At 70.9% G+C, this 25,869-nt stretch carries 25 protein-coding genes; 17 read left to right on the top strand and 8 right to left on the bottom strand.

What is annotated here, in order from left to right; genetic code table 11:
- Positions 1-207 precede the first annotated feature (207 nt).
- On the top strand, positions 208-1,107 hold the full coding sequence (locus tag A5481_RS10215; RefSeq protein WP_064503930.1) for a GGDEF domain-containing protein: 900 nt from the start codon (positions 208-210) through the stop codon (positions 1,105-1,107).
- A gap of 70 nt (positions 1,108-1,177) precedes the next feature.
- Here A5481_RS10215 and A5481_RS10210 read toward each other — a convergent pair whose 3' ends face one another.
- Positions 1,178-2,080 (bottom strand): helix-turn-helix domain-containing protein, encoded by a 903-nt coding sequence (locus A5481_RS10210; protein WP_064503929.1) that lies wholly within the window; start codon positions 2,078-2,080, stop codon positions 1,178-1,180.
- Positions 2,081-2,393: 313 nt separating this feature from the next.
- Here A5481_RS10210 and A5481_RS10205 point away from each other — a divergent pair, with 313 nt between their 5' ends.
- The 3 genes from A5481_RS10205 to A5481_RS10195 all read left to right on the top strand — a co-directional run bounded on the left by A5481_RS10205 (position 2,394) and on the right by A5481_RS10195 (position 5,983).
- Complete coding sequence (locus A5481_RS10205) at positions 2,394-3,482, top strand: aromatic ring-hydroxylating dioxygenase subunit alpha (RefSeq protein ID WP_048437367.1); 1,089 nt, start codon at positions 2,394-2,396, stop codon at positions 3,480-3,482.
- Positions 3,483-3,487: 5 nt separating this feature from the next.
- Positions 3,488-4,459, top strand: coding sequence for a PDR/VanB family oxidoreductase (locus A5481_RS10200; RefSeq protein WP_048437368.1), 972 nt, complete (start codon positions 3,488-3,490; stop codon positions 4,457-4,459).
- Between the two features lie 156 nt (positions 4,460-4,615).
- Positions 4,616-5,983, top strand: a complete 1,368-nt coding sequence (locus A5481_RS10195) for an MFS transporter (protein ID WP_064503928.1) — start codon at positions 4,616-4,618, stop codon at positions 5,981-5,983.
- A gap of 28 nt (positions 5,984-6,011) precedes the next feature.
- Here the strand turns inward: A5481_RS10195 and A5481_RS10190 are convergent, their stop codons facing one another.
- Positions 6,012-6,308 (bottom strand): hypothetical protein, encoded by a 297-nt coding sequence (locus A5481_RS10190; protein WP_156312038.1) that lies wholly within the window; start codon positions 6,306-6,308, stop codon positions 6,012-6,014.
- Positions 6,309-6,391: 83 nt separating this feature from the next.
- Between A5481_RS10190 and A5481_RS34610 the strand changes: the two genes are divergently transcribed.
- Positions 6,392-6,913 (top strand): hypothetical protein, encoded by a 522-nt coding sequence (locus tag A5481_RS34610; protein ID WP_048436178.1) that lies wholly within the window; start codon positions 6,392-6,394, stop codon positions 6,911-6,913.
- 2 nt (positions 6,914-6,915) lie between these two features.
- Positions 6,916-7,356 (top strand): DUF421 domain-containing protein, encoded by a 441-nt coding sequence (locus A5481_RS34605; RefSeq protein WP_048436179.1) that lies wholly within the window; start codon positions 6,916-6,918, stop codon positions 7,354-7,356.
- Positions 7,357-7,362: 6 nt separating this feature from the next.
- On the opposite strand, the gene A5481_RS10175 is transcribed toward A5481_RS34605, so the two are convergent.
- Entirely contained in the window at positions 7,363-7,989 is a 627-nt protein-coding gene (locus A5481_RS10175) for a 2-hydroxychromene-2-carboxylate isomerase (protein ID WP_048436180.1), read from the bottom strand.
- Positions 7,990-8,174: 185 nt separating this feature from the next.
- Here A5481_RS10175 and A5481_RS10170 point away from each other — a divergent pair, with 185 nt between their 5' ends.
- Genes A5481_RS10170 through A5481_RS10160 form a run of 3 tightly spaced genes read left to right on the top strand, consistent with a single transcriptional unit; the run spans position 8,175 to position 11,482 of the window.
- Positions 8,175-9,416 (top strand): argininosuccinate synthase, encoded by a 1,242-nt coding sequence (locus A5481_RS10170; protein WP_048436181.1) that lies wholly within the window; start codon positions 8,175-8,177, stop codon positions 9,414-9,416.
- A gap of 10 nt (positions 9,417-9,426) precedes the next feature.
- Positions 9,427-10,803 (top strand): AAA family ATPase, encoded by a 1,377-nt coding sequence (locus tag A5481_RS10165; protein WP_048436182.1) that lies wholly within the window; start codon positions 9,427-9,429, stop codon positions 10,801-10,803.
- Positions 10,804-10,816: 13 nt separating this feature from the next.
- The gene (locus tag A5481_RS10160) at positions 10,817-11,482 is read left to right on the top strand and encodes a DUF4276 family protein (protein ID WP_064503927.1); all 666 of its coding nucleotides are present in this window, start codon (positions 10,817-10,819) and stop codon (positions 11,480-11,482) included.
- A gap of 51 nt (positions 11,483-11,533) precedes the next feature.
- On the opposite strand, the gene A5481_RS10155 is transcribed toward A5481_RS10160, so the two are convergent.
- Both A5481_RS10155 and mtgA read right to left on the bottom strand, forming a co-directional pair.
- On the bottom strand, positions 11,534-11,881 hold the full coding sequence (locus A5481_RS10155) for a hypothetical protein (RefSeq protein ID WP_064503926.1): 348 nt from the start codon (positions 11,879-11,881) through the stop codon (positions 11,534-11,536).
- A gap of 135 nt (positions 11,882-12,016) precedes the next feature.
- Positions 12,017-12,817 (bottom strand): monofunctional biosynthetic peptidoglycan transglycosylase, encoded by an 801-nt coding sequence (mtgA, locus tag A5481_RS10150; protein ID WP_082984915.1) that lies wholly within the window; start codon positions 12,815-12,817, stop codon positions 12,017-12,019.
- Positions 12,818-12,872: 55 nt separating this feature from the next.
- Here mtgA and A5481_RS10145 point away from each other — a divergent pair, with 55 nt between their 5' ends.
- The 3 genes from A5481_RS10145 (at position 12,873) to A5481_RS10135 (ending at position 15,943) form a co-directional block, all read left to right on the top strand.
- Complete coding sequence (locus A5481_RS10145; protein ID WP_048434812.1) at positions 12,873-13,814, top strand: polyprenyl synthetase family protein; 942 nt, start codon at positions 12,873-12,875, stop codon at positions 13,812-13,814.
- A 334-nt stretch (positions 13,815-14,148) separates the two neighbouring features.
- Positions 14,149-15,255 (top strand): 3-isopropylmalate dehydrogenase, encoded by a 1,107-nt coding sequence (leuB, locus tag A5481_RS10140; protein WP_048434811.1) that lies wholly within the window; start codon positions 14,149-14,151, stop codon positions 15,253-15,255.
- A 109-nt stretch (positions 15,256-15,364) separates the two neighbouring features.
- The gene (locus A5481_RS10135; protein ID WP_048434810.1) at positions 15,365-15,943 is read left to right on the top strand and encodes an LOG family protein; all 579 of its coding nucleotides are present in this window, start codon (positions 15,365-15,367) and stop codon (positions 15,941-15,943) included.
- A 93-nt stretch (positions 15,944-16,036) separates the two neighbouring features.
- On the opposite strand, the gene A5481_RS10130 is transcribed toward A5481_RS10135, so the two are convergent.
- Both A5481_RS10130 and A5481_RS10125 read right to left on the bottom strand, forming a co-directional pair.
- Positions 16,037-16,450: a hypothetical protein gene (locus A5481_RS10130; protein ID WP_048434809.1), complete on the bottom strand. Its 414-nt coding sequence runs from the start codon at positions 16,448-16,450 to the stop codon at positions 16,037-16,039.
- Positions 16,451-16,547: 97 nt separating this feature from the next.
- A complete protein-coding gene (locus tag A5481_RS10125; protein ID WP_048434808.1) occupies positions 16,548-17,441 on the bottom strand; it encodes a hypothetical protein in 894 nt (297 codons plus the stop codon).
- Positions 17,442-17,868: 427 nt separating this feature from the next.
- Between A5481_RS10125 and A5481_RS10120 the strand changes: the two genes are divergently transcribed.
- Positions 17,869-18,903: an aspartate-semialdehyde dehydrogenase gene (locus tag A5481_RS10120; RefSeq protein WP_048434807.1), complete on the top strand. Its 1,035-nt coding sequence runs from the start codon at positions 17,869-17,871 to the stop codon at positions 18,901-18,903.
- A gap of 107 nt (positions 18,904-19,010) precedes the next feature.
- On the top strand, positions 19,011-20,537 hold the full coding sequence (gene amaB, locus A5481_RS10115) for an L-piperidine-6-carboxylate dehydrogenase (RefSeq protein WP_048434806.1): 1,527 nt from the start codon (positions 19,011-19,013) through the stop codon (positions 20,535-20,537).
- Between the two features lie 43 nt (positions 20,538-20,580).
- Here amaB and A5481_RS10110 read toward each other — a convergent pair whose 3' ends face one another.
- Positions 20,581-21,750, bottom strand: coding sequence for a M20 aminoacylase family protein (locus tag A5481_RS10110; protein ID WP_048434805.1), 1,170 nt, complete (start codon positions 21,748-21,750; stop codon positions 20,581-20,583).
- Between the two features lie 312 nt (positions 21,751-22,062).
- Here A5481_RS10110 and A5481_RS10105 point away from each other — a divergent pair, with 312 nt between their 5' ends.
- The 3 genes from A5481_RS10105 to A5481_RS10095 all read left to right on the top strand — a co-directional run bounded on the left by A5481_RS10105 (position 22,063) and on the right by A5481_RS10095 (position 25,863).
- Entirely contained in the window at positions 22,063-23,673 is a 1,611-nt protein-coding gene (locus A5481_RS10105; RefSeq protein WP_048434804.1) for an ABC transporter substrate-binding protein, read from the top strand.
- Positions 23,674-23,921: 248 nt separating this feature from the next.
- Positions 23,922-24,902, top strand: coding sequence for an ABC transporter permease (locus A5481_RS10100; RefSeq protein WP_064503925.1), 981 nt, complete (start codon positions 23,922-23,924; stop codon positions 24,900-24,902).
- A 16-nt stretch (positions 24,903-24,918) separates the two neighbouring features.
- A complete protein-coding gene (locus A5481_RS10095) occupies positions 24,919-25,863 on the top strand; it encodes an ABC transporter permease (RefSeq protein WP_064503924.1) in 945 nt (314 codons plus the stop codon).
- The last annotated feature ends 6 nt before the right edge of the window (positions 25,864-25,869 follow it).

Below are 25,869 nucleotides of genomic sequence, written 5' to 3'. Positions count from 1 at the left end.
GGCACGAATCCCGTCCGCTCCGTACTAGTTTCAGGGATCGCCGACTCGGCCTAGGCCGACAGATCTTGGCAGGCCGAAGCAATGCCAAGATCCGCGCGGCGGCCGGACCGCCGATTAACCGCCTCTTATGCTTTGTGCCCGATGCTCGACGACAACTTCTTCGTCGATGGCCGGGCGTGAGCGCGGCCGGATCCCCTGCAAGGTCCGATGCGCGTCGTCCTCGTCGAACCCGGCTCGCTGCTGCGCAAGACCGTCGCCCGCCTCGTCGAGGAGGGCGGGCACCGGGTCGATGCGTTCTCCGACTCCGAGCGGGCGCTCACCCACGTCGCCGCCCACGAGGACGTGGCCTGCGTCATCACCAGCCTCGAGGTCGCGCCGCTCTGCGGGCTCGAACTGTGCTGGTCCCTGCGCTCGCTCGCCGGCACGACGCGGCCGCTCGCCGTGATCGCGATGTCAGCCGACCGGGCCGGGCGGCGGCTCGGCGAGGTGCTCGACAGCGGCGCCGACGACTTCATCGTGAAGCCGCCGGAGGCCGTCGCGCTGCATGCCCGCCTGCGGGTGGTCGAGCGCGCCCTCGCCCTGCAGCGCCAGCTGATCCGCGACGCCGAGACCGATCCGCTGACCCAGCTCCTCAACCGCGGCGGCTTCCTGCGCCGGGCCGAGGCCGTCCTCGCGGGGCGCGGATCCGGCGACGACCTTCTCAGCGCCCTGATGATCGACATCGACCACTTCAAGGCGATCAACGACCGGCACGGCCACGACGGCGGCGACCGGGTAATCCGCGCCGTCGCCGACCTGCTCAGGGAGACCGGGGCGCTCACCGGCCGGATCGGCGGCGAGGAATTCGCCGTGCTGATGCCCGGCCACGGCCTCGGCAGCGCCGGGGTGGTGGCGGAGCGGATCCGCCAGGGCTGCGCCCGCCTGCGCGTCCCGGGCCGCCGCGGCCCGATCCCGGTCACCGGCAGCCTCGGCCTCGCCGCCTGGACCGCCGGCGACACCCTGGAAACCCTGCTCGCCCGCGCCGACCGGGCGCTCTACGCGGCCAAGGCCGGCGGGCGCAACCAGGTGATGGCGGGGGCGGGGGACCGGTTCGACCGGGTGAGCTGAGCGCCCGGATCCCCTCACGCCTGCCCCTGCCCCTGCCCCTCCCCCTCACCCCTCCCCCTCACCCCTCCCCTCACCCCTCCCCCTGATCGCGGCGCCGGAACGCCGCCGGGCTCATCCCCGCCCGCGCCGCGAAGAAGCGCGAGAAATAGGCCGGATCGTTGAAGCCGAGGTCGAAGGCGATCTTCGAGACCGGCAGCGTGGTGTAGAGGAGGCTGCGCCTCGCCTCGAGCATCAGCCGGTCGTGCAGGATGCCCTGCGGCGAGCGCCGCACCGCCTCGGTGCAGGCGGCGTGCAGCCGGTCCGGGCTGACCCCGAGCGCGGCGGCGAAGCGGGCGACCGGCCAGCCCTCGCGCAGGTGGGCCTCGACCAGGCGGCGGAAGCGGCGGTGCAGGTCGGCGCGGGCGAGCGCCGCCGGCTCGGTGATCGAGCGGGCGGCGCGGCTGCGCAGCACGCCGACGACGAGGAGCTTGACCAGCGCCGCCGCCGCGCTCGCCGCCCCCGGCAGGGCGCCGGCGGCCTCCCGCATCAGGGCCGCGGCGAGCCCCGTCAGGTCGAGGTCGATCTCCTCGGGCGAGCCGGGACGGCCGCTGAACGTCGCCTCGGCGGCGGCGCGCAGGCGCGCCGTCTCGGGATCGGGATCGAGCACGGCGGCGAGGAAGTCGTCGGCGAGGGACAGGACCACCCCGTCGGTCCCGGGCCGGAACGAGAAGGCGTGCACCACGCCGGACGGCACCCAGACCAGCCAGGGCGCGGCGAACGCCTCGCGATGCCCGTCGAGCGACAGGGCGCCGTGGCCGCGCGTGACGACGAGCCCCTGCGTCAGCGCGCCGTGGCGATGGGGCGCGATCTCCCAGTCGTGCAGGGCCGCGCTGGTGCCGATCCGCTCGGCATGGACGAAGCTCGGCACCGTGGCCGCGGCGGTCTCGCCGTACAGGCGAAAGACCGGGATCGGCCGCTCCCGCCGCACCGGCATCGCCGCCTCCTCCCCGTCCCGCCTCCGCGGTCCGAGGCTAACGCCGGGCGCCGGATCCGTCCAAGAAATTCCGGGTCGCGTCCATGGCCGGCCCCGCGAGGGCCGGCTAGCGTCCGGATATCGAACCGGACCAGTTCCAAACGGCTGATCCGGCACGCGAAACCTGTGTGCGGCGCAACATCGGCCGGCTGGCCGGCGAAAGGCTCCGGAGCCTTCGCCCGGCGACCCGATACGGCCAAGCCCGCCGCCGCACGCCCGGACCTCCAGCGCGGCGACAGACCCGCGGGTCCTCAGGACGACGAGGGAGAGAACGATGACGGACGCCAAGGGCTTCCCCCTGAACGCCTGGTACGCCGCCGCCTGGGGCCACGAGATCGGCCGCGAACTGACGCCGCGCCGGATCTGCGACAAGGACGTGGTGCTCTACCGCCGCACCGACGGCGCCGTCGCGGCGCTCGAGGATGCCTGCTGGCACCGGCTGCTGCCGCTCTCGCTCGGCCACCTCAAGGGCGACCAGGTGATGTGCGGCTATCACGGCCTCGTCTTCGACGCGACCGGCCGCTGCACCTTCATGCCGGCGCAGGAGACGATCAACCCCTCGGCCTGCGTGCGCGCCTTCCCGGCGGTGGAGCGCTACCGCCTGGTCTGGCTCTGGATGGGCGACCCGGCGCTCGCCGATCCCGACCTCGTGCCGGACTTCCACTGGAACAGCGACGCGCCGTGGGTCGGCGAGGGCGGCACCTTCTATGGCCTGAAGTGCAATTACCGCCTCGTCATCGACAACCTGATGGACCTGACCCACGAGACCTACGTCCATGCCGGCAGCATCGGCGACGACGCCATCACCCGCAGCCCGTTCGAGGTGACGCATACCGACCGTTGCGTCACGGTCGAGCGCTGGATGGAGAACATCGAGCCGCCGCCGTTCTGGGCGCGGAACCTGGGCCGGCCCGGCCATGTCGACCGCTGGCAGGTCATCCGGTTCGAGGCGCCGACGGTGGTGGCCGGCGATGTCGGCGTGGCGCTCGCCGGCACCGGCGCCCGCCAGGGCGACCGCAGCCAGGGCGTCAACGGCTTCTTCCTGGCCGCCATCACCCCGGAGACCGCGACGAGCTGCCACTATTTCTGGAACTTCGTGCGCAGCTGGCGCACCGACGACGAGGAGCTGACGAAGGCCCTCAACCGCGCCCACGTCAACGACGGCAAGGGCGTCTACGACCAGGACCACGACGTGCTGGAGGCCCAGCAGCGGGCGATCGACCGCCAGCCGCGCCAGCCGTTCTACAACCTCAACATCGATGCCGGCGCCCTGTGGGCGCATCGCCTGATCGACGGCATGATGGCGCGGGAGGGCCGCGACCCGGCCAAGGCGTCCGCGCCTGTCGGCCTCGCCGCGGAGTAGCCGCCATGGCCGCGACCGACTGGCAGCCGGCGCGCCTGCGCGCCGCCCGGGCGCTGACGCCCGACATCCGCCTCCTGGAAATCGAGCCGACGGGGTCGGTCGCCCCGATCCCGCCCGGCAGCCATCTCGGGGTGGCGGTGATGATCGGCGAGCGGCCGGATACCCGGTCCTACTCGCTGCTCGATTCGGGTGCCGACGGGCTCTACCGCATCGCCGTGAAGCGGCTGCCCGACAGCCGCGGCGGTTCGGCCTACATGCACGGGCTGGAGCCCGGCGCCCGCTTGAGCATCTCGGGCCCGCGCAACCATTTCGGCCTCACCCCCGGCCGGCCCGGCTACCTGCTCGTCGCCGGCGGCATCGGCATCACGCCGCTGCACGCCATGGCGCTGGCCCTGCACGGGGCAGGCAGCCCGTTCCGCCTGCTCTACGCGGCGCGGACCCGGCAGGACCTGGCGCTCGCCGACGACTTGCGGACGCGGATCGGCGACGCGCTCCGGACCGTCACCGACGAGGCCGGCGGGCGGATCGACCTCGCAGCGGCGATCGCGGATCTGCCGCCCGGCGGCGAGGCCTATCTGTGCGGGCCCTACGGGATGATGGAGGCGGGCCGTCGGGCCTGGGCGGAATCGGGCCGGCCGGCGCAGGGCTTGCGCTTCGAGACCTTCGGCACCGGCGGCCGCCACGCCACCGAGGCGTTCACGGTCCGCATCCCGCGGCTGTCGAAAGAGATCACGGTCCCGCGCAACCGGACCATGCTGGAGGCGCTGGAGGCGGCGGGTGTGGGCATGATCCACGATTGCCGGCGCGGCGAATGCGGCCTGTGCACGGTGAAGATCCTCGACACCGACGGCACGGTCGACCACCGCGACGTGTTCTTCAGCGACGCCCAGAAGGCGACGAACGCCCAGCTCTGCACCTGCGTCTCGCGGGTGGTCGGCGGCGGGATCACCATCGATACGGCGGACCGGGCGGGGTGACGTCTGTACTCCTCGGCCTGTGATCGAGCCGCGGACGCACCTCACCGGCCTCCATCGTCATTCCGGGGTCCGCCGCGCGGCCCCGGATTGACCCGGTGAGTGTCGGCACCAGGGCATCATCAGAAAAAGACGATCGCACTCTTTGGGAGGACCGCCATGGCCATCGCACAGGACGCATCCGACCCCCGCGCCGCCATCCGCCAGGGCGCCATGACCCCGTTCCAGGTCGCCGCCGTCGCCGTCTGCGTGCTGATCTGCGCGCTCGACGGCTTCGACGTGCTGGTGGTCGCCTTCACGGCGGCCTCGATCGCCAAGGACTTCGCCCTGAAGCCGACCGATCTCGGCCTGCTGTTCAGCGCCGGGCTCGCCGGGATGGGGCTCGGCGCGCTGCTGATCGCCCCCTTGAGCGACCGGTTCGGCCGGCGCACCACCCTGCTCCTGTGCCTCGCCATCCTGTGCACCGGCATGCTGGCGGCCGCCGCGGCGGGCACCCTGACCGAGCTTGCCCTGGTGCGGCTGTTCACCGGCCTCGGCATCGGCGGGGGCCTCGCCACCGTCAACATCGTGGTGGCCGAATACGCCACCGACCGCTGGCGCAACCTGTCGATCTCGCTGATGTCGCTCGGCTATCCGCTCGGCGCAACCCTCGGGGGGGCGTTCTCGGTCTACCTCATCGCCGCGTATGGCTGGCGCTCGGTCTACGTCTTCGGCGGCCTCGTGGCTTTGGCCCTCGTGCCGGCGGTGCTGGCCTTCCTGCCGGAATCCCTCGACTACCTCATCGCCCGACGGCCGGCCGGGGCGCTACCTAAGGTCAACCGGGTGCTCGCCCGCCTCGGCCGGCCGGCGCTGGCCGCCCTGCCCGCCCCCTTGCGCGCCGAGGCCGAGGCCGGCACCAGCCTCGCGGCCATCGCCCGCCCGCCCTACCGCACCCGGACGCTCGCGGCCTGCGCGGCGTATTTCTGCGTGATGACGACCTGCTACTTCTTCCTCAGCTGGACCCCGAAGGTGCTGACCGAGCTGGGCCTCGGCGTCAGCGGCGGCATCTCGGGGGCGATGCTGATGAATCTCGGCGGCGCGGTCGGCTGCCTGCTGTTCGGGTTCGTCGCCCGGAAGGCCGGGACGCGCCGGCTCGCCGCCGCCTTCATGGCCGGGCTGTTCCTCGCCGCCACGCTCTTCGGCCACGTCCCGGCGACGCCGGCCGCTCTGCTCGCCGCCGCCCTCGCCATCGGCTTCTGCCTCTACGGCTCGATCAACGCGATGTACGCCGTGGTGCCGCCGATCTTCCCCGCGCCGGTGCGCACCACCGGCACCGGGCTTGCCATGAGCGTCGGCCGCCTCGGCGCCGTCACCGGTCCGGCCCTTGCCGGGATGCTGATGGCGGCGGGCTGGGAGCGGCCGGATTACTGCATGGCGCTCGCCCTGCCGATGCTCGCCGCCGCCCTGTGCCTGCGCTGGGTCGCGGCCGGCGAGCCGGAGGCGCCCGCGGCGACGCTGCCGGCGAACGCCTCGGCCGTGCGGGGCTGAGAGCCGGCGACGACGGGGCCGCGATCGCTCAGAGCACCCGTCCGACCGGGGGCGCCCGCCGCAGCAGGGCGGCGCCGGCCCGGCTCGCGCCGAGCGAGACGGCAAAGACCGCCAGGCCCTTCGCCACCGCGCCGGCCTTCCCCCCGAGCAAGCCGAATGGGGTCCAGGTCGCGACGGGGTCGTGCAGCCGGTCGATCGCGAAGCCGTTCGTCGCGGGGCTGTCCCAGGCCGGATCGGTGAGGCTCCGACACCATCGCGGGGCCGGCTGACGCAGCGTCCCCTTCAAGGTCCGGCCGCAAAGGGGTTCCAGCCTGCCTGAGGGCATGGCCGTTCGGCCTCGTGACGCTATGTCGTTGCCCGCGACCCTGCGGAACCCTGCGGCGGGCCGCTCGCGACGAGGGAGGCCCCGTGAAGATCATCCACGACGATCCGCCGATGCGCGAGGAGATCGCGGCCGGCTTCTACCCCGGCTTCGAGGATCGCTGGCGCCGGGCGGAGCTCGCCGGGCGCTGGCTGATGCTGGCCTTCGTGGTCGTCTGCGCGCTCGGCCTCCTCGGGCGGGGGCCGTTCAGCGAGCATACCCGCTCCAACGGCGACGGGTCGATCGTGATCCACTACGAGCCGGTGGCCCGCTTCGGCGCGCCGACGATCGTGCGGCTCGACACCAGGGTCCCGCCCGGCGGCGACCAAGTCGCGGTGACGATCGCCAAGGAACTCGTCGACCTGTTCGGCCTCGAGAGCATCACGCCGCGGCCGCAGACCTGGCAGGTCGCGGGCGGCAGCATCCGCCTCGTCTTCCCGGTGCTCAAGGGCGAGACGCACGCGGTGATCCGCTTCACCGGCTCGCCGAGCTTCCGCGGCGGCGTGAACCTCACCGCTCGCCTGGACCAAGGCGAGACCCTGTCCTGGTCGCAATTCGCGGTGCCCTAGCGATGAACACCGTCCTCAAGGCCGCCGCGGCCTACGTCATCGTGCTGTTCGTGATCCGGCTGATCGGGCGCCGCACCGCGAGCCAGCAGGCGCCGATCGACATGGTGGTGCTGTTCCTGTTCGGCGGCCTCTCGGTCAGCGCCGTGCTCGGCGACGACCGCTCCTTCGTCGGCGCGATGAGCGCGCTGTTCACCGTCGGTCTCATGCATGTCGCGGTGTCGTGGCTGAAGCTGCGCTTCGTCTGGTTCGAGCGCATCGTCGACGGCACGCCGATCGTGGTCTTCCGCGACGGCCGCTGGAACGAGACCGCGATGCGCCGCCTGCGGATGCAGCAGGCCGATATCCGCACCGCCGCCCGCCAGGAGAAGCTCGACGACCTCGACCGGGTCGCCGTCGCGATCGTCGAGCGCGACGGGACCGTGTCGATCCTGGAGAAGGAGTAGCGCGCTTCAGCGCATCCCCGCCGGCCGCTCGCCCACCGCCCAGGCGAGCGCCTGCTCCAGCCGGTCGTTGCCCCAGAACAGCTCGCCGTCCTCGGTCAGGAAGCTCGGGGCGCCGAACAGGCCGCGGGACTTCGCCTCCTCGCCGATCGAGCGCAGGCGGCTCTTCACCGGCTCCTGGGTCGCGGCGCGGATCAGCGCCGGGCCGTCGAGGTCGAGCCCGTTGAGGATGCCCGAGATCGCCGCGGGCTCGGCGATCGAGTGGCCGCGCGCGAATTCGGCCGCGTAGACCGCCCGGACATAGGCGCCGATCCACGGCTCCTCGGCGCCGAGCACCGCGACCCGGGTCGCCGCCAGGCTGTTCTGGGGGAAGCTCTCGGGGCGCACCACCGGCGGCAGGCCGAGGCGGGCGGCCTCGCGGGCGAGGTCGCGCCACATGTGCCGGCCCTTGGCCGGGTAGAGGTTGAACGGCGAGGAGGTCCACCCCTGCGCGGCGAAGACCGGCCCGAGCAGGAACGGGCGCCAGCGCAAGGTGACCCCGGCCGCCTCGGCGAGCGCCTCGATCCGCGTCGCGGCGAGGTAGGAATAGGTGGATGCGAACTCGAACCAGAATTCGAGCGTAGGCCGGCGTGGCATCGCACCCCTCCGTTGGACCGATCCCGCACCTTCGCGTCCGCCGGCCCCGGCCACAAGCGCCGCCCCGGGCGTCGCTTCGCCACGGGAGGGCGATGGAACCGTAGGAGCGCGGTTGCACGCGGCCGGGCCGGGCTGGTAAGCCCGCGGCGGTTCATCCCTTCCCCATTCTCCGAGGCCCGCCCCGCATGTCCGACCAGCCCCAGAAGCGCGTGAAGAAGGTCGTGCTCGCCTACTCGGGCGGCCTCGACACCTCGATCATCCTCAAGTGGCTCCAGACCACCTACGGCTGCGAGGTGGTGACGTTCACCGCCGATCTCGGCCAGGGCGAGGAGCTGGAGCCGGCCCGCGCCAAGGCGGAGCTGCTCGGCATCAAGCCCGAGAACATCTTCATCGAGGACCTGCGCGAGGAGTTCGTCCGCGACTACGTCTTCCCGATGTTCCGGGCCAACGCCCAGTACGAGGGCATCTATCTCCTCGGCACCTCGATCGCCCGGCCGCTGATCGCCAAGAAGCAGATCGAGATCGCCGAGCGGGTCGGGGCGGATGCCGTGTCCCACGGCGCCACCGGCAAGGGCAACGACCAGGTCCGGTTCGAGCTCGGCTACTACGCGCTCAAGCCCGACGTGACGGTGATCGCCCCCTGGCGCGAGTGGGACTTCCGCTCCCGCGAGTCGCTGCTGGCGTTTGCTGAAGCCCACCAGATCCCGATCGCCAAGGACAAGCGCGGCGAGGCGCCGTTCTCGGTCGACGCGAACCTCCTGCACGCCTCCTCGGAGGGCAAGGTGCTGGAGGATCCGGCCGAGGTCGTGCCGGACTACGTCTACTCGCGCACCCTCTCCCCCGAGGAGGCGCCCGACGTAGCCACCGTCATCACCATCGGCTTCGAGCGCGGCGACGCGGTCTCGATCGACGGCGAGAGGTTGTCCCCGGCGACGCTGCTGGCCAAGCTCAACGAGCTGGGACGCGCCAACGGCATCGGCCGCCTCGACCTCGTCGAGAACCGCTTCGTCGGCATGAAGAGCCGCGGCATGTACGAGACCCCCGGCGGCACCATCCTGCTGCCGGCCCACCGGGCGATCGAGTCGATCACCCTCGACCGCGGCGCGGCCCATCTCAAGGACGAGCTGATGCCGCGCTACGCCGAGCTGATCTACAACGGCTTCTGGTTCTCGCCGGAGCGCGAGATGCTCCAGGCCCTGATCGACAAGAGCCAGGAGATGGTCACCGGCACGGTGCGGCTGAAGCTCTACAAGGGCGGCGTCCACGTCATCGGCCGCGAGAGCCCGAACTCGCTCTACGACCAGGACCTCGTCACCTTCGAGGAGGGCGCCGTCGCCTACGACCACCGCGACGCGGCGGGCTTCATCAAGCTCAACGCGCTCCGGCTGCGGACGCTCGGCCAGCGCAAGCGCAAGCTCGGCGCCTGAGCGGCCTCGGATGCTGACGCGGGTCGAGATCGACGGCTTCAAGAGCTTCGAGGGCCTGACCCTCGACCTGCAACCCTTCACGGTGATGGCCGGCCCGAACGCATCGGGGAAGTCCAACTTCTTCGACGCGCTCCGGCTGCTCTCCCGCCTCGCCGCCCTGGACCTGCCCGAGGCGGTCCGGACCATGCGCGGCGACCCGAGCGAGATGTTCCGCCGCCGCGCAGACGGCACGACCGCCGACGCGATGCGGTTCGCCGTCGAGGTGCTGCTCGATCCGGAAATCGAGGACGCCTTCGGACAGCGCAAGCCCCTCGCCCATACCCGCCTGCGCTACGAACTGGAGATCGAGCGGCGCACCGACGAGCCGGGCGGCCTGGAGCGGCTCTACGTCCGCCGCGAGCAGGCGGCGGCGATCCGCCGGACCGACGATGCCTGGGCCCGGCGCTCTCCTATCGCCCAGGATTTCGCCAAGACGCGGGCCCGTTACGGCAGCGGCAGAGCACGAAGCCCGTTCCTCGAAACCCTGGATGAGGTCTTCCAGGTCAACCAAGACGGCCGGCAGGGGCTGCCGCGCCCGTTCCCGGTGCGCAAGGGCCGCGCCACCGCGACGGTGCTGTCCAAGATCACGACGGCCACCGAGTTCCCTCACCTCTTCGCCCTGCGGCAGGAACTGGAAGGCATGACCTTCCTGCAGCTCGAAGTCTCGGCCGAACGTGAGCCGAGCGATGCCCTCGCACCGGACGATCTCCTGCCAGACGGCTCGAACCTCGCGAAGGTGCTCGCCCGCATCGAGGCGGAGACGCGGACGCCCGAGCGCCCTCGCGGCGATGTCGGGCTGATCCGCTCCGCCCTGTCGGCCCTGATCCCGGGCGTGAAGGACCTCCGGGTCGAGCGCGACGAGGCCTATGGCCGCTACCGCTTCCTCCTGACGACGCAGGACGGCGAGGAGTTCAGTTCCCGCGTGCTCTCCGACGGCACGCTGCGGATGCTGGCCCTCTTGACCTACCTCTACGATCCGCGACGCCGCAGCGTGCTGCTGTTCGAGGAACCGGAGAACGGCCTCCACTACACCCGCCTCGCCCGCCTGATCGCAGTTCTGCGCGGTGCCTGCACCTCCATGCGGACGGCCTCCGACGAAGACGAGCGCCTGTTCCAAGTGATCCTCAACACCCATTCCCTCGTCGTGCTACGAGAGACGGAGGACGAGGAGATCGTCGTCGTCGACGTGGTCTCCCGGGTCGATCCGGAGCTCAAGGTCGTTACGCGCCGCACGCGCATGCGCGCCGGCCTCGTGGTGGACGAACTGCCCCTCGGCGACCGCGAGCACCGGCTGACCCGGTCGGACGTCGACCGCATCGTCCAGAGCGGTGACGAGCGCACCCTATGATGTGGCTCGTCGCATGACCTGGCTCGTAGTCGGCCTGTTCTCGGAGGGATCGACCGACAGACGTTTCCTACCGAGGATCGTCTACCGCACTCTGCTCGGCATCGTGCAGGCGGAGGCGGTCACGGCGGTCGAGTTGCAGGAAGACATCCTCGCCTACACCGAAAAACCCAACGCCGAGCGCGCGGACATCATCTGCCGGGACCGGCAGGGCGTCGACCTGTTCGTGATTCATGCCGATGCATCGCGGTCGCTGGCCGACCAGATCGAAGCCCGGCTCGTCGGGCAGGTCCGGGCACGTGCCCGCGATGCCTGCGCGATGCCGGAAGCCCGGATCGTCCCGTTGATCCCGGTGCGCGAGACGGAAGCCTGGATGCTGGCGGATCACGACGCGGTAGCCCGGGTTTTCGGCTTCTCGGCCTGGCCCGAGCGGCTCGCCCTGTCGTGGCACCCGGAACGGGCCGAGTCCGTCGAAGATCCCAAGCGGGCGCTGAACGACGCCGTCCGCGCGCTGTTCGGCGGTCGCAAGGGGCGCCGCACACCAGGTCCCGAGGGGCTGTTCGATCAGATTGCCGAGGAGGTCGACCTGCGGCGCTTGGCGAGGCTGCCCTCCTACCAGCGGTTCGAAGCCGACCTGCGGGTCGGCCTCGAAGCGATCGGGATCCTGCGGCGCGCGACCTGATCGCCACCGCGGGGCGGTGCGGCCGGCGCGAGGCCGGCCGCGCGAGGCGTCTTACGCCTCGTCCTCGTCGTCGATGTCGACCAGGAACAGGATGTCGACGTCGTCCTCCTCGTCCTCGTCGTCGGTCTCGCCCTGGCCCTGGCTGTCGTTGGCGGCCTGGGGCTCGTCCTCGTCCTCGAAATCCTCCTCGTCCATCGAGTCCTCGAAGGTCTCGACCTCGTCCTCGGTGGCGGGGCGCAGCTTCAGCGACTCCGGCTTGCCCGTCCACAGCGGGCGGCCGTCGCTCTTCATGGTGCGCAGGTCGTCCTTGAAGCCCTCGACCTCGAGAAGCTCCCGGGCCCGCTCCTCGTTCGACCGGATGATGGCGACGGCCGTGCCGTCGATCTCGAGAGTGAACATCGTGCTTCCCTTGTAAGGGCCGCGCCGCAAAGGGCGGGCGGGCGGGGCCGGTGTTACGGGGGGAAAGGCCGCCGCGCCAGCCCCGTTCCGGGCGGCCTCCAGGGAAAGTCGCGAGCCCGCCGAACGTTCGCCGGCTCACGGCCGCACGCACTGGCTCAATCCCCCGATCCCGCTCGTCCGCCCCTGGATCCGCCCGGCGAGCGCCCGCATGGCGCGGGAGGGCCGGCGCGGGTTGCGCAGGAACGGGTTCGGCAGGGCGGCCACCAGCAGCGCCGCCTCGCCCCGGGTGAGGTCGCGGGCCGACTTGCCGAACCAGTGCCGGGCGGCGGCCTCGGCCCCGAAGATCCCCTCGCCCCATTCGGCGACGTTGAGGTAGATCTCCATCGTCCGGCGCTTGCCCCAGACCGTGTCGACCATCAGCGCCAGCGGGATCTCGAGGGCTTTCCGCAGGTAGGAGCGGCCCGGCCACAGGAAGACGTTCTTCACCGTCTGCATCGTCACCGTCGAGGCGCCGCGGCTCGGGCCGTCCTCGTCGTCGACGACGCTCCACAGGGCGTCCCAGTCGACGCCGCCATGCAGGCAGAAGCGCTGGTCCTCCGACGCCACGACACCCTGGACCAGGGCCGGGGCGATCGCCTCCAGCGGCACCGCCTCCCGGGTCACCGGCTGGAGCGTGGCCCAGCGGCCGAGCATCAGGGTTGAGGGCGGGGTCAGCGCGCGATAGACGAGCGCCAGGACCAGGACGAGGGCGACCACGATCACGGGCACCAGGAGCACGGCGCGCACCAGCCGCCGACCCCGGGCCCGGGCCGGTGGCGCCCCCGCCGGGACCAAGCCCCGCAGCGGCTGCGGCACGCCCTCCCGGCGCTCCGCCGTGACCCGCGGTTCCTGAATTCGACCCTCCTCTCGGCGTGACCGTCGATACGAGGCCACCATGACGTCAACGCGGGCCCCGCAGGACATGACCGCGGGCCGTCCCCAGGAAAATACGATGGCCGGCACCACAGGATACCCGCAGGCAGGCGATTTCACGGCGCGGCTCTCGGCCGTGGCGAAGAGCGTCGAAGGCTTCCTCGCCGAGCGCCTCGGCGACGCGGTGCAGGCCGGCGAGATCGCCCGGCCGCCCCGGCTGATGGAGGCGATGCGCCACGCCGTGCTCAACGGCGGCAAGCGCCTGCGCCCGTTCCTCGCCATCGAGACCGCCCGGATGCTCGGCGGCCCGTTCGAGGGCGCGATGGCCGCCGGCGCCGGCGTCGAGCTGGTCCACTGCTACTCGCTCGTCCACGACGACCTGCCGGCGATGGATGACGACGACCTGCGCCGCGGCCAGCCGACCGTGCACAAGAAGTACGACGAGGCGACCGCGATCCTGGTCGGCGACGCCCTCCAGACCCTCGCCTTCGAGATCGTCGCCGATCCGGCCTGGCAGGCCGACTCGCTGGTCCGCTCCGAGCTGGTGCTCGGCCTCGCTCGCGCGTCGGGCCTCGGCGGCATGGTCGGCGGCCAGCTCCTCGACCTCGGGGCGGAGGGGCGCTTCGGCCCGGCCAACCTCGACGTGGATGCCACGCTCCAGCTCCAGGCGATGAAGACCGGCGCGATCCTGGCCTTTTCGGTCGATGCCGGGGCGCTGGTCGGCGGCGCCTCGGCCGAGGAGCGCCGCGCGCTCCTGTCTTATGGCCGCGCGCTCGGCCAGGCGTTCCAGGTCGCCGACGACATCCTCGACCGCGAGGCGTCGTCCGAGGCGATGGGCAAGCGCACCGGCAAGGACAAGGACGCCGGCAAGGCCACCCTCGTCGACCGCCTCGGCCTCGACGGCGCGCGCGCCGAGTGCGAGCGCCTGGTGGGCGAGTGCGAAGCCGCGCTCAAGCCCTGGGGCGCGGCCGCCGCGACCCTGTGCGAGGCCGCCCGCTTCACCGTCGCCCGCAAGTCGTAATATGAATCCAGCTTGCTCTGTCCGATAAAAGTATAGCGCACCTCCCCTCTCCAGGCGATGCCGGGCTTGCCCGGTATCGCTGCAAGGTGTGGGAGAGGGGCCGGGGGTGAGGGTGCTACGGTTTTGGGTCCAGCACAAAGCGTCGAGCTGCCATCACCACGATCTGAGCCTGACTCAGGACCGTAGCACCCTCACCCCTACCCCTCTCCCACTCGGGAGAGGGGATCCCGCGCTCTACGGACATTGGATCGGATTAGGCGAAATCATGTAAAATCCTGAAAATCTTGTTCAGGGTCCGGCCCTCCGTCCTCGCTCTTCTTAGAAAGTCACGACCATGGCCACGCACAAGATCCTGCTCCTGCCCGGCGACGGCATCGGCCCCGAGGTGGCGGCGGAAGTCTCCAAGGTCCTGGCCTGGTTCACCCGCGCCGGCATCGCGCAGTTCGAGACCGAGACCGACCTCGTCGGGGGTGCGGCCATCGACGCTCACGGCGTCCCGCTCTCGGAAGCCGCGATGGACCGCGCCAAGGCCGCCGACGCGGTGCTGTTCGGCGCCGTCGGCGGGCCGAAATGGGCCGGCGTCGGTTACGCCAAGCGCCCCGAGGCGGGTTTGCTGCGCCTGCGCAAGGACCTCGGCCTGTTCGCGAACCTCCGCCCGGCGATCTGCTACCCGGCGCTCGCCGAGGCCTCGGCGCTCAAGCGCGAGCTGGTCGAGGGCCTCGACATCGTCATCGTGCGCGAGCTCACCGGCGGCGTCTATTTCGGCGAGCCGAAGGAGATCGTGACGCTGGAGGACGGCCAGAAGCGCGCGATCGACACGCAGATCTACACCACCGGCGAGATCGAGCGCATCGCCGCGGTCGCCTTCGACCTCGCCCGCAAGCGCCGCAACAAGGTCGCCTCGGCCGAGAAGCACAACGTCATGAAGACCGGCGTGCTGTGGAAGGAGACCGTCACCCGGCTCCACGCCGAGCAGTATTCCGATGTCGGGCTCGAGCACGTGCTGGCCGACAACTGCGCCATGCAGCTGGTGCGCAACCCCAAGCAGTACGACGTCCTCGTCACCGACAACCTGTTCGGCGACATCCTGTCGGACGTGGCCGCGATGCTGACCGGCTCCCTCGGGATGCTGCCCTCGGCCTCGCTGGGCGCGGTCGAGAACGGCACCCGGCGCGCCCTCTACGAGCCCGTCCACGGCTCGGCCCCCGACATCGCCGGCCAGAACCTCGCCAACCCGATCGCCATGATCGGCTCGCTGGCGATGGCCTTGCGCTACTCCTTCGGCCTGCTGGAGGCCGCCGACCAGCTCGAGAGTGCCATCACCCGCACGCTCGCTGCCGGCACCCGTACCCGCGACATCGCCGGGCCGGGCACCAACGCGGTCGGCACCACCGAGATGGGCGACGCCATCGTGCGCGAGCTGCAGGCGCGAGCGGGCTGAGGGCCGGTCGGCCGTCACGCGGACATTCCCACCCGCAACCTCATCCTGAGGTCGTGGGTGGGACGACGTCCAGGACGATTCCGGCTTGCGAGCGAAAGGGAGGTGACCCATGCGCCTGTGCGTCTTCTGCGGCTCCAGCGACGGGGCCCGTCCGCTCTACCGTGAGGCGGCGACCGCGCTCGGGCGCCACTTCGCTCAAGACGGGATCGAGCTGGTCTATGGCGGCGGCAAGGTCGGGCTGATGGGCGCGGTCGCCGACGGTGTGCTCGCCGCCGGCGGCCGGGTGACCGGCATCATCCCGCAAAGCCTCGTCGAGAAGGAGACCGCGCATCTCGGGCTGACGGAGCTTCGCGTCGTCGCCTCGATGCACGAGCGCAAGGCCTTGATGGCCGACCTCGCCGACGGTTTCGTGGCGCTGCCCGGGGGACTGGGCACCTTCGAGGAGATGTTCGAGGTCTGGACCTGGGCCCAGCTCGGCTACCACAGGAAGCCCCTGGCCGTGCTCAACGCCGGCGGCTTCTACGACGGGCTGCTCGGCTTCCTCGATTCCGTCGTCCGGGAGGGCTTCGTGCGCGAGCCGCACCGGGCGATGCTGATCGTCGGCACCGAGCCGGCGGATCTCGTCGCGCGGATCCGGGCCTACGAGCCGCCGCGGGTGATCAAGTGGGTGAAGGCGGAGGAGCGGTAGGTCCTCCGGCTCCCTCCCCCTTCCCGGACGGCTGCCACAAACGAAACGGGCCCCTGTCGGGGCCCGTCGCACGTCCAGCCGATTCTCGTCCGCTCAGTAGCCGTAGCGCGCCCGCGACAGCGGCGAGGTCGGGTCGAGGTAGTCGATCGCCGAGAGGTCGACCGTCACGGCGCTGCGGCGGGCGCCGATGAACGGGCCGTTGGTGATCGGGTCGGGCAGGATGCCGGCGCCGCCGAAACGCTCGCGGTTGGCGATGTAGGGCGGCGAGTTCAGGTAGGACGCGGCGATGAAGTGCGGGTTGGTGGCCGGGTTGCCGGTCGCGCCCGAATTGGCCTCGACCACGTTGCCGGCATCGAGCCAGCTGCGCGGCCGGACGCGGATCGCGAGGCCCTGGCCGTCCTTGTAGCTGCGGATGACGTAGCTGTCCTGTGCCTGCGAGGCAGCGGTGCCGGCGCCCAGGGTCGCGAGGGAGAGGAGCCCGGTCAGGGCGAGAGTCTGGAAGCGCATGACGCACCTTTGATGAACGTCGCCAGGGTAGCGCCGCACTCGTTAAGAAACGACGCCGTTGTGGAAAGAGACGTGCGAGCGCGGCCGAGGTTCCCGCTCACGGCGAAGCTGGTCGCGAATGCCGCACTCTCGCCGCATTCTTGCGAACCGCCCTGCGCGGCGCCGGCAGGGCCGCGGTGGTGGCGGGCTCCTCCGGCGGGCAGGCGGCCGAGCGCGGCCGGGCCAGCATCTCGGCGATCGGCGGGGACAGGGACGCTCCCGGCAGGGCGCCGAGGCGCTCGACCGCGCAGGCCACGGCCTGCGGCTCGGGCAACTGCCCCAGCGGCGCGCACAGCCAGCCCTCGACCTGCAGCGCCGCCCTGAGGCGGAACGCGGTGCAGGATCGGCGGCCGTCCGCATCGGCGAGCACCGCGTCGACGGTGTCGAGCGCCCCGAACCGCGTCGCGACCTGGCCGCGCTCGCTGGTGCGCGCCACCGAGAGGCCGCCGGCCTCCGCGGCGCGGCGGGCCAGGGTGACGAACAGGCTCCCCTCCCCGTCCGGCTCCGCCGTCTCGGCGGCGACGAGGCGCAGGAACGGCGCCTCCTGCACCGCGAAGGCGCCGGCGGTCAGCGTGTCCTCGCGCAGGTCGGGCTGGATCCGGGCGCTGCCCGTCGCCTCGCCGAGGCGGTAGCGGTCGGGAGCGGCCTCGCGCCACGCCGGCGGCGCCACCGCGGGGGCGGCGTAGCGCGGCACGAAGGCGGCCTCGCGGGCGATCGGCGGATCCGCCTGTCGCCGCTCGCTGGCGAGCACGCTGAGGAGCGCGATCACCGCCGCGGCGCCGATCGTCCGGCCGGCGACGCGCCGGCGCCAGGACGAGGGCGGCACGGCGCGCGGGAGCGGCCGCGGCAGCAGCGGCGCGACGGGACCGATGTCCTGCACGAGAATGTCCTGCGCAAGTGCTTCGCCCGCCCGCGCCAGGGCGGCGTCGTCGAAGTCCGGCCTCTGCCGCACGGGATCGCTCCTCCGGTTGCGTGGGTCGCCCACCCGGAATCGCATCGCATTCTAGCGATTTCCTTGACCCGGCCGGACTTGTCCCCGGCTGGCCGGAAGCAGAGTCAACGAGACTCTAACATGTGACGGAAGGCGAGATCTGTTGCCGGCGACCGGTTCCGGCCCTTGACAGATCGTCGCGTTCGGGCTGTTGCTTCCCGCGCTCGCGCACCCCATCTCGGGTGTCGCCATGTCCGAGGACTGACCGCGCCATGCGGCCTGTGTCGACCACGACGAAACGCAAAGCCACGACGGCGATGACCGCCGCCGGCTGAAGCCTCGCGTCGTCCTCGGATCCCTCCCCGTCCGTGGCGGGCGGAGGCCGGGCTCCTCGGGAGCCCGCCTGAGATCGTCCGGGGAGGAAGTCATCCGAACTGGAGCGATTGAGATGGGTTACAAGGTTGCCGTCGTCGGAGCCACCGGCAATGTGGGCCGCGAGATGCTCGACATCCTGGCCGAGCGCGCCTTCCCGGCCGACACCGTGGTGGCGCTCGCCTCGCGCCGCAGCCTCGGGCAGGAAGTCTCCTTCGGCGACAAGACCCTGAAGGTTCAGGCCCTCGACCAGTACGACTTCTCCGACACCGACATCTGCCTGATGTCGGCCGGCGGCGAGACCTCGAAGGAGTGGTCGCCCCGCATCGGCCAGCAGGGCTGCGTCGTCATCGATAACTCGTCGGCCTTCCGCTACGATTCCGACGTGCCCTTGATCGTGCCCGAGGTGAATGCCGACGCCGTCGTGGGCTTCACCAAGAAGAACATCATCGCCAACCCGAATTGCTCGACCGCGCAGCTCGTCGTGGCCCTGAAGCCCCTGCACGAGGCCGCCACCATCAAGCGCGTCGTCGTCGCCACCTACCAGTCGGTCTCCGGCGCCGGCAAGGAAGGAATGGACGAGCTGTTCAACCAGACCCGCGCGGTGTTCACCGCCGGCGAGGTCAAGATGCAGAAGTTCACCAAGCGCATCGCCTTCAACGTCATCCCGCACATCGACGTCTTCATGGAGGACGGCTCCACCAAGGAAGAGTGGAAGATGGTGGCCGAGACGAAGAAGATGCTCGACCCCAAGATCAAGCTGACGGCGACCTGCGTGCGCGTGCCGGTGTTCATCGGCCACTCCGAGGCGGTGAACGTCGAGTTCGAGCGCCCGCTCTCGGCCGAGGAAGCGACCCAGATCCTGCGCTCGGCGCCCGGCATCCTGGTCGACGACAAGCGCGAGCCCGGCGGCTACATCACGCCCCACGAGGCGGCGGGCGAGGACGCGACCTACATCTCGCGCATCCGCGAGGACATCACGGTCGAGAACGGCCTGTCGTTCTGGTGCGTGTCGGACAACCTGCGCAAGGGCGCGGCCCTCAACACGGTCCAGATCGCCGAGGTGCTGGTCAACCGCAAGCTGATCCAGCCGAAGCAGAAGGCGGCGTGACCGCGCTCCTGCTGTGAAACGGGAGCGAATCCCGTAAGATCGCGAACCCTACCCGGCCCGCCTCCCCCGAGGCGGGCCGTGCTTCGTCAGACGCGGAGATCCCTGCCATGGCCCCGACCCTGTCCGTCCGCGACGACACCCTGGCGGTGCTGGAGCGCCTCGGCGTCCCGGCCTCGGCCTTCGCGGAGGGCGGGCTCCCGGCGCGCTCGCCGGTCGATGGCGGCGTGGTGGCGCACTTGCGCCAGACGACGCCCGACGAGGCCGAGGCGGCGGCAGCAGCGGCCGCGCGAGCCTTCCTCGCCTGGCGCCGGGTGCCGGGTCCGCGCCGCGGCGAGCTGGTACGGCTGCTCGGAGAGGAGCTGCGCGCCCACAAGGACGATCTCGGCCGGCTCGTGACGCTGGAAGCCGGCAAGATCCTCTCGGAGGGCCTCGGCGAGGTCCAGGAGATGATCGACATCTGCGACTTCGCCGTCGGCCTGTCGCGGCAATTGCACGGCCTCACCATCGCCACCGAGCGGCCGGACCACCGCATGATGGAGGTCTGGCATCCGCTGGGCGTATGCGGCGTCATCACGGCGTTCAACTTCCCCGTCGCGGTGTGGGCGTGGAACGCAGGCCTCGCGCTGGTCTGCGGCGATCCGGTGATCTGGAAGCCGTCGGAGAAGACCCCGCTCACCGCGCTCGCCGTCCACGCGCTCGCCATGAGGGCGGTGAAGCGCTTCGGATCGGACGCGCCGGACGGCCTGCTCGGCCTCATGATCGGCGGCCGGGAGCTCGGCGAGCGGCTGGTCGAGGACGAGCGCGTCGCGCTGATCTCCGCCACCGGCTCGACCGCGATGGGCCGGCAGGTGGCGCCGAAGCTCGCCGCCCGCTTCGCCCGGGCGATCCTCGAGCTCGGCGGCAACAACGCCGCCATCGTCGCCCCCTCCGCCGACCTCGATCTCGCACTTCGCGCCATCGCCTTCGCGGCGATGGGCACCGCCGGCCAGCGCTGCACCACCCTGCGGCGCCTGTTCGTCCACGACAGCGTCTACGACGCGCTCGTGCCGCGCCTGAAGGCGGCCTACGGCTCGGTGCGGATCGGCGATCCGCGCGACCCCGCCACCCTGATCGGCCCGCTGATCGACGTCGCCGCCGCCGACGCCATGGCGCGCGCCCTCGACGAGGCCCGGGCCATCGGCGGCACCGTGCATGGCGGCGAGCGCCTGCGCGACATCCGCGGCGACGGCGCGGCCTATGTCCGCCCGGCGCTCGTCGAGATGCCCGAGCAGGCCGGCCCGATGCGCCGCGAGACCTTCGCGCCGATCCTGTACGTGACGCGCTACGGCGACCTCGAGCAGGCGATCCAGGCCCAGAACGCGGTCGCGGCCGGCCTGTCCTCGTCGATCTTCACCAGGGACCTGTCCGAGGCCGAGACCTTCCTGTCGGCGTCCGGCTCCGATTGCGGCATCGCCAACGTCAATATCGGCCCCTCGGGTGCCGAGATCGGCGGCGCCTTCGGGGGCGAGAAGGAGACCGGCGGCGGCCGCGAGGCGGGCTCGGATTCCTGGAAGGCCTACATGCGGCGCGCCACCAACACCATCAACTACGGCAAGACCCTGCCGCTGGCGCAGGGCGTGACGTTCGAGGTGTGAGGGACGTGGCCCGGCGCCGCGTCGGCGCCGGGCCGCCCCCCCGTCAGGCCGCCGGCATCGCCCGCTCGATCATCCGGGCGAACAGCGAGACGCCGTAGGGCGTCGCCTGGTCGTTGAAGTCGTAGGCCGGGTGGTGCAGGCCGGCGCCGGGGCCGGTGCCGAGGAAGATGTAGGCGCCGGGGCGCGCGTTCAGCATGTAGGAGAAATCCTCCGCGCCCATCATCGGCTGGACCGCGCGCTCCACCGCGCCCTCGCCCGAGACCTCCGCGGCGACGTCGGCCATGAAGCTCGTCTTCTCCGGATCGTTGGCGGTCACCGGGTAGCCGCGGCCGTAATCGGTGGTTGCCGTGGCGCCGAAGGCGGCGGCGATGGTCGCGGCCACGTGGCCGATGCGCGCCTCGCACAGGTCGCGGACGCTCTCGGACAGGGTGCGCACCGTGCCGTTGAGCACCGCGACCTCCGGGATCACGTTGAAGGCGTCGCCCGCCTTCACCTGCGTGATCGAGATCACCGCCGAGGACACCGGATCGACGGTGCGCGAGACGATCGACTGCAGGGCGGTGACGATGTGGGAGGCGACCAGCACCGGATCGATGCAGTCGTGCGGGGCCGCCGCGTGGCCGCCCTTGCCGCGGACCGTGATGGTGACCCGGTCGGCCGCCGCCATGATCGCGCCGGGGCGGATCGCGAAGCTGCCGAGCGGCATGCCGGGCTTGTTGTGCAGGCCGTAGACCTCCTGGATGCCGAAGCGCTCCATCAGGCCGTCCTTCAGCATCACGTCGGCGCCGCCGCCGCCCTCTTCCGCCGGCTGGAAGATCATCACCGCCGTGCCGTCGAAGTTGCGGGTCTCGGCGAGGTACTTGGCGGCGCCGAGCAGCATCGCGGTGTGGCCGTCATGCCCGCAGGCGTGCATCTTGCCCGGCACCGTCGAGCTGTGGGGAACGCCGCTCGTCTCCTCGATCGGCAGGGCGTCCATGTCGGCCCGCAGGCCAATCACCTTGCCCGAGCCGGAATTGCGGCCGCGGATGACGGCGACGACGCCGGTCTTGCCGAGCCCCGTCACCACCTCGTCGCAGCCGAAGGCCCGCAGCCGCTCGGCCACCAGGCCGGAGGTGCGGTCGAGGGCGAACAGCAGCTCGGGATGCTGGTGGAAGTCGCGGCGCCAGGCCGTGATCTCGTCGGCGAGGGCGGCAACGCGGTTGATGACGGGCATGTGACAATACGCTCATGGTGGGGCGGGAACTGACGCGCTGGATGCAACAGGCAGACCGTTGCGCGGTCAACTCCCTTGTGCGGCTCGTGAATGTCGCGGCCCCGGCACCGGGCGCATGGCCGGGGACGTGCCCGAGTGCCTGTTGGCCCGGGACTTGTTAGTGCTGCGCGATCGTTCCACACCCATCCGGCCTCCTGGCGGGATGGGCCGGTATGATGCATCATTTTTCATCAATTCGGCGTCGCCTGCGGCGCCGGAAGATGCTCTAACGCGCTTGACCGCCCTTTTTGCCCCCGCGGAGTGTCCTCGTCGATGTCGCCTGTGAAGTTTCGTCCGCTGCTGGCCTGCCTCGCCGCCGCCACCGCCCTCGTGGCGATCGCCGGTGCCGCGCCGGCCTCGGCCGCCAACACCTTCCGGTTCGCCTTCCAGGGCGACCTCAAGTCCCTCGACCCGTACACCCTGAAAGAGACGTTCACGATCGCGGCCCACGGCGCGGTCTACGAATCGCTCGTCACCCGCGACAAGGACCTGAAGCTGGTCCCGGGCCTCGCCGAGTCCTGGGAGACCCCGGAGCCGACCCGCTACCGCTTCCGCTTACGCAAGAACGTCAAGTTCCACGACGGCTCGCCCTTCACCGCCGACGACGTGATCTTCTCCGCCGAGCGCGTGCGGGCGCCGGGCTCGAACTTCCAGACCAACGTGCCGGCGGACGCCACCTTCGTGAAGGTGGACGACCACACCGTCGACATGGTGCTGAAGAACCCCAACCCGATCGCCCTGTACCAGTTCGGCGGCTGGTACATCATGTCGAAGGCCTGGGCCGAGAAGCACGACGCCCTCAAGCCCACCCCGGTCTCGGCCTCGACCCCGAGCTACGCGGCTTTGCACGAGAACGGCACCGGCCCGTTCACCATCACCGAGCACCAGCCCGGCGTGCGCACGGTGTTCAAGAAGTTCGACGGCTACTGGGGCAAGGTCGACTCGAACATCGACGAGGCGGTCTTCACCACGATCAGCAACGACGCCACCCGCGTCGCCGCCCTCCTCTCGGGCGAGGTCGACTGGGTCGATCCGGTCCCGCTCCAGGACCAGAGCCGCGTCAGTTCCAGCGCCAACGCGGTCGTGGTGAACGCGCCCGAGCTGCGCACGATCTATCTCGGCATGGACCAGACCAGCGACGAGCTGCGCGGCTCCAACGTGAAGGGCAAGAACCCGTTCAAGGACGTGCGGGTGCGCGAGGCGTTCTTCCGGGCGATCGACGAGGACGCGATCGTCAAGCGCGTGATGCGCGGCCAGGCGACGCCGGCCGCGCTCCTGATCGCCCCGCCGCTCTTCCCCCTCGCCGGCGAGTTCAAGCGCCCGGCCTACGACCCGAACAAGGCCAAGGCGCTCTTGGCGGAAGCCGGCTACCCGAACGGCTTCGAGGTGCCGCTCGACTGCCCGAACGACCGCTACGTCAACGACGAGGCGATCTGCCAGGCCGTGACCTCGATGCTCGCCCGCGTCGGCGTCAAGGTGAACCTGATCGCCCAGCCCAAGGCGAAGTACTTCGCCAAGATCCTCAAGCCCGCCTTCGATACCTCGTTCTACATGCTGGGGTGGACGCCGTCGTCGATGGACTCGCACAACATCCTGTACGAGATCGCCGGCTGCCGCAACGACAAGTCCTCGCCGCGCGGCACCACCAACCTCGGGAACTACTGCAACCCGAAGGTCGACGCGCTCGCCGACAAGATCGAGCGCGAGACCGACCAGGAGGCCCGCAACCTGATGATCAAGCAGGCCTACGAGATCGTCATGAACGATTGGGGCTACATCCCGCTGCATCAGCAGGCGCTGGCCTGGGGCGTGTCGAAGAAGGTGAAGCTAGTGCCGCGTGCCGACAACCAGATGATGCTGTACTGGGTGTCGAAGGAGCCGTGAGGCCTGACTGAACTCTTTCAAATGCGAGCACTTCCCCTCCCCAGGCGATCCCGGGCTTGCCCGGTATCGCTGCAAGTTGTGGGGAGGGGCTAGGGGTGGGGGTGGTGCCGGAGAAGTCTCAGCGGTGCCTCCTGCACCACCCCCACCCCTGACCCCTCCCCACAAGGGGGAGGGGAAAGCGCTCTTTTTTTCCCAAACAGAGCCCGTGACGCGGTCTCGGACCACACGAGAACACAAGAAAACCCCTCATGCTCGCCTTCATTCTCCGCCGCCTGCTGCAATCCGTCGGGGTGCTGCTGGCGGTCGGGCTGATCGCCTTCGCGATGTTCCGCTTCGCCGGCGATCCGGTGAACCAGCTCGTGGCACCCGATACGCCCTATGCCGAGCGGCTGCAGATCCGCCAGAGCCTCGGCCTCGACGATCCGGTGCTGGTGCAGTTCGCCCGCTATGCCGGCAACGCCGTGCGCGGCCAGTTCGGCAACTCGTACCAGTTCCGCCAGCCGGTCTCGACGCTGCTCGCCGAGCGGATGCCCGCGACGCTCGAACTCGCGCTCTGCGCCACCCTGTTCGCGCTCACCGCCGGCATCCTGATGGGGGTGTACTCGGCGCTCCACCGCGACAGCGTCGGCGCGAAGCTCGTCCAGGCCATCTCGCTCGTCGGCGTCTCGCTGCCGACCTTCCTGATCGGCATCCTGCTCATCTTCCTGTTCTCGGTGACGCTCGGCTGGCTGCCGTCCTACGGGCGCGGCGACACGGTGCGGATCGGCTGGTGGACCACCGGCTTCCTGACCGTCTCCGGCTGGAAGGCCCTGATCCTGCCCTCGATCACCCTCGGGCTGTTCCAGATGACGCTGATCATGCGCCTCGTCCGGGCCGAGATGCTGGAGGTCCTGCGCACCGACTACATCCGCTTCGCCCGCGCCCGGGGCCTCACCACCCGCTCGATCCATTTCGGCCACGCGCTGAAGAACACGCTCGTCCCGGTCATCACCGTCGCCGGCCTCCAGCTCGGCTCGATCATCGCCTTCTCGATCATCACCGAGACGGTGTTCCAGTGGCCGGGCATGGGCCTGCTCTTCGTGCAGGCGGTGCAGAACGTCGACGTGCCGATCATGGCCGCCTACCTGCTGCTGGTCGCCCTCATCTTCGTGACGATCAACCTCGTGGTCGATCTCCTCTACACCATCGTCGATCCGCGCCTGCGCCTCTCGGTGCGGCGGGCGACGTGAGGATTGTTTAGAGCCCATGGCCTCCCCCGCCCTTCCCGCCGCAGCGCCACCGTCGCGCCTCGCGCGCTTCCTCGATTCGGATCTCTTCGCCAACTTCAAGCGCTCGAAGCTCGCCATCGCGGCCTTCGTGGCGACGGTTTTGTTCGTCGCCCTGGCGCTGCTGGCCCCCGTCATCTCGCCGCAGAATCCCTACGACCCGGCGCAGCTCGAGCTGATGAACGCCAGCCTGCCGCCGCTCTGGTACGCCGACGGCCAGGCGCCGTTCCTGATCGGCACCGACGACCAGGGCCGCGACGTGCTCTCGGCGGTGTTCTACGGCATGCGCCTGTCGCTCCTCGTCGGCGTGCTCGGCGTGCTCCTGTCGGGCTTTATCGGCATCGGCCTCGGGCTGATCGCCGGCTATGCCGGCGGCTTCGTCGACACGATCATCATGCGCGTCGCCGACGTGCAGCTGACCTTCCCGGCGATCCTGATCGCGCTCATCGTCGACGGCGTCGCCAAGGCGGTGGCCGGCGGCCACATGGAGGCGGATGCGCAGATCGCGCTGATCGTCGTGGCGATCGGCCTGTCGTTCTGGGTCCAGTACGCCCGCACGGTGCGCGGCTCGGTGCTGGTCGAGAAGAACAAGGACTACGTCCAGGCCGGCCGGCTCATCGGCCTGTCGGCGCCGGTGATCCTCACCCGCCACATCCTGCCGAACGTCACCGGCCCGGTCTTCGTCATCGCCACCATCAACCTGGCGCTCGCCATCATCACCGAGGCGACCCTGTCCTTCCTCGGCACCGGCCTGCCGGAGACGATGCCCTCCCTCGGCACGCTGATCCGCACCGGCAACCGCTTCCTGTTCTCGGGCGAGTGGTGGATCGTCGCCTTTCCGGGCCTGGCGCTCGCCGGCCTGGTGCTGGCGATCAACCTGCTGGGCGACTGGCTGCGCGACGCCCTGAACCCCAAGCTGCAATGACCCCCG

Source organism: Methylobacterium platani (assembly GCF_001653715.1).
GTDB lineage: Bacteria > Pseudomonadota > Alphaproteobacteria > Rhizobiales > Beijerinckiaceae > Methylobacterium > Methylobacterium platani.
This window is presented reverse-complemented; position numbering and strand designations above follow the sequence as displayed.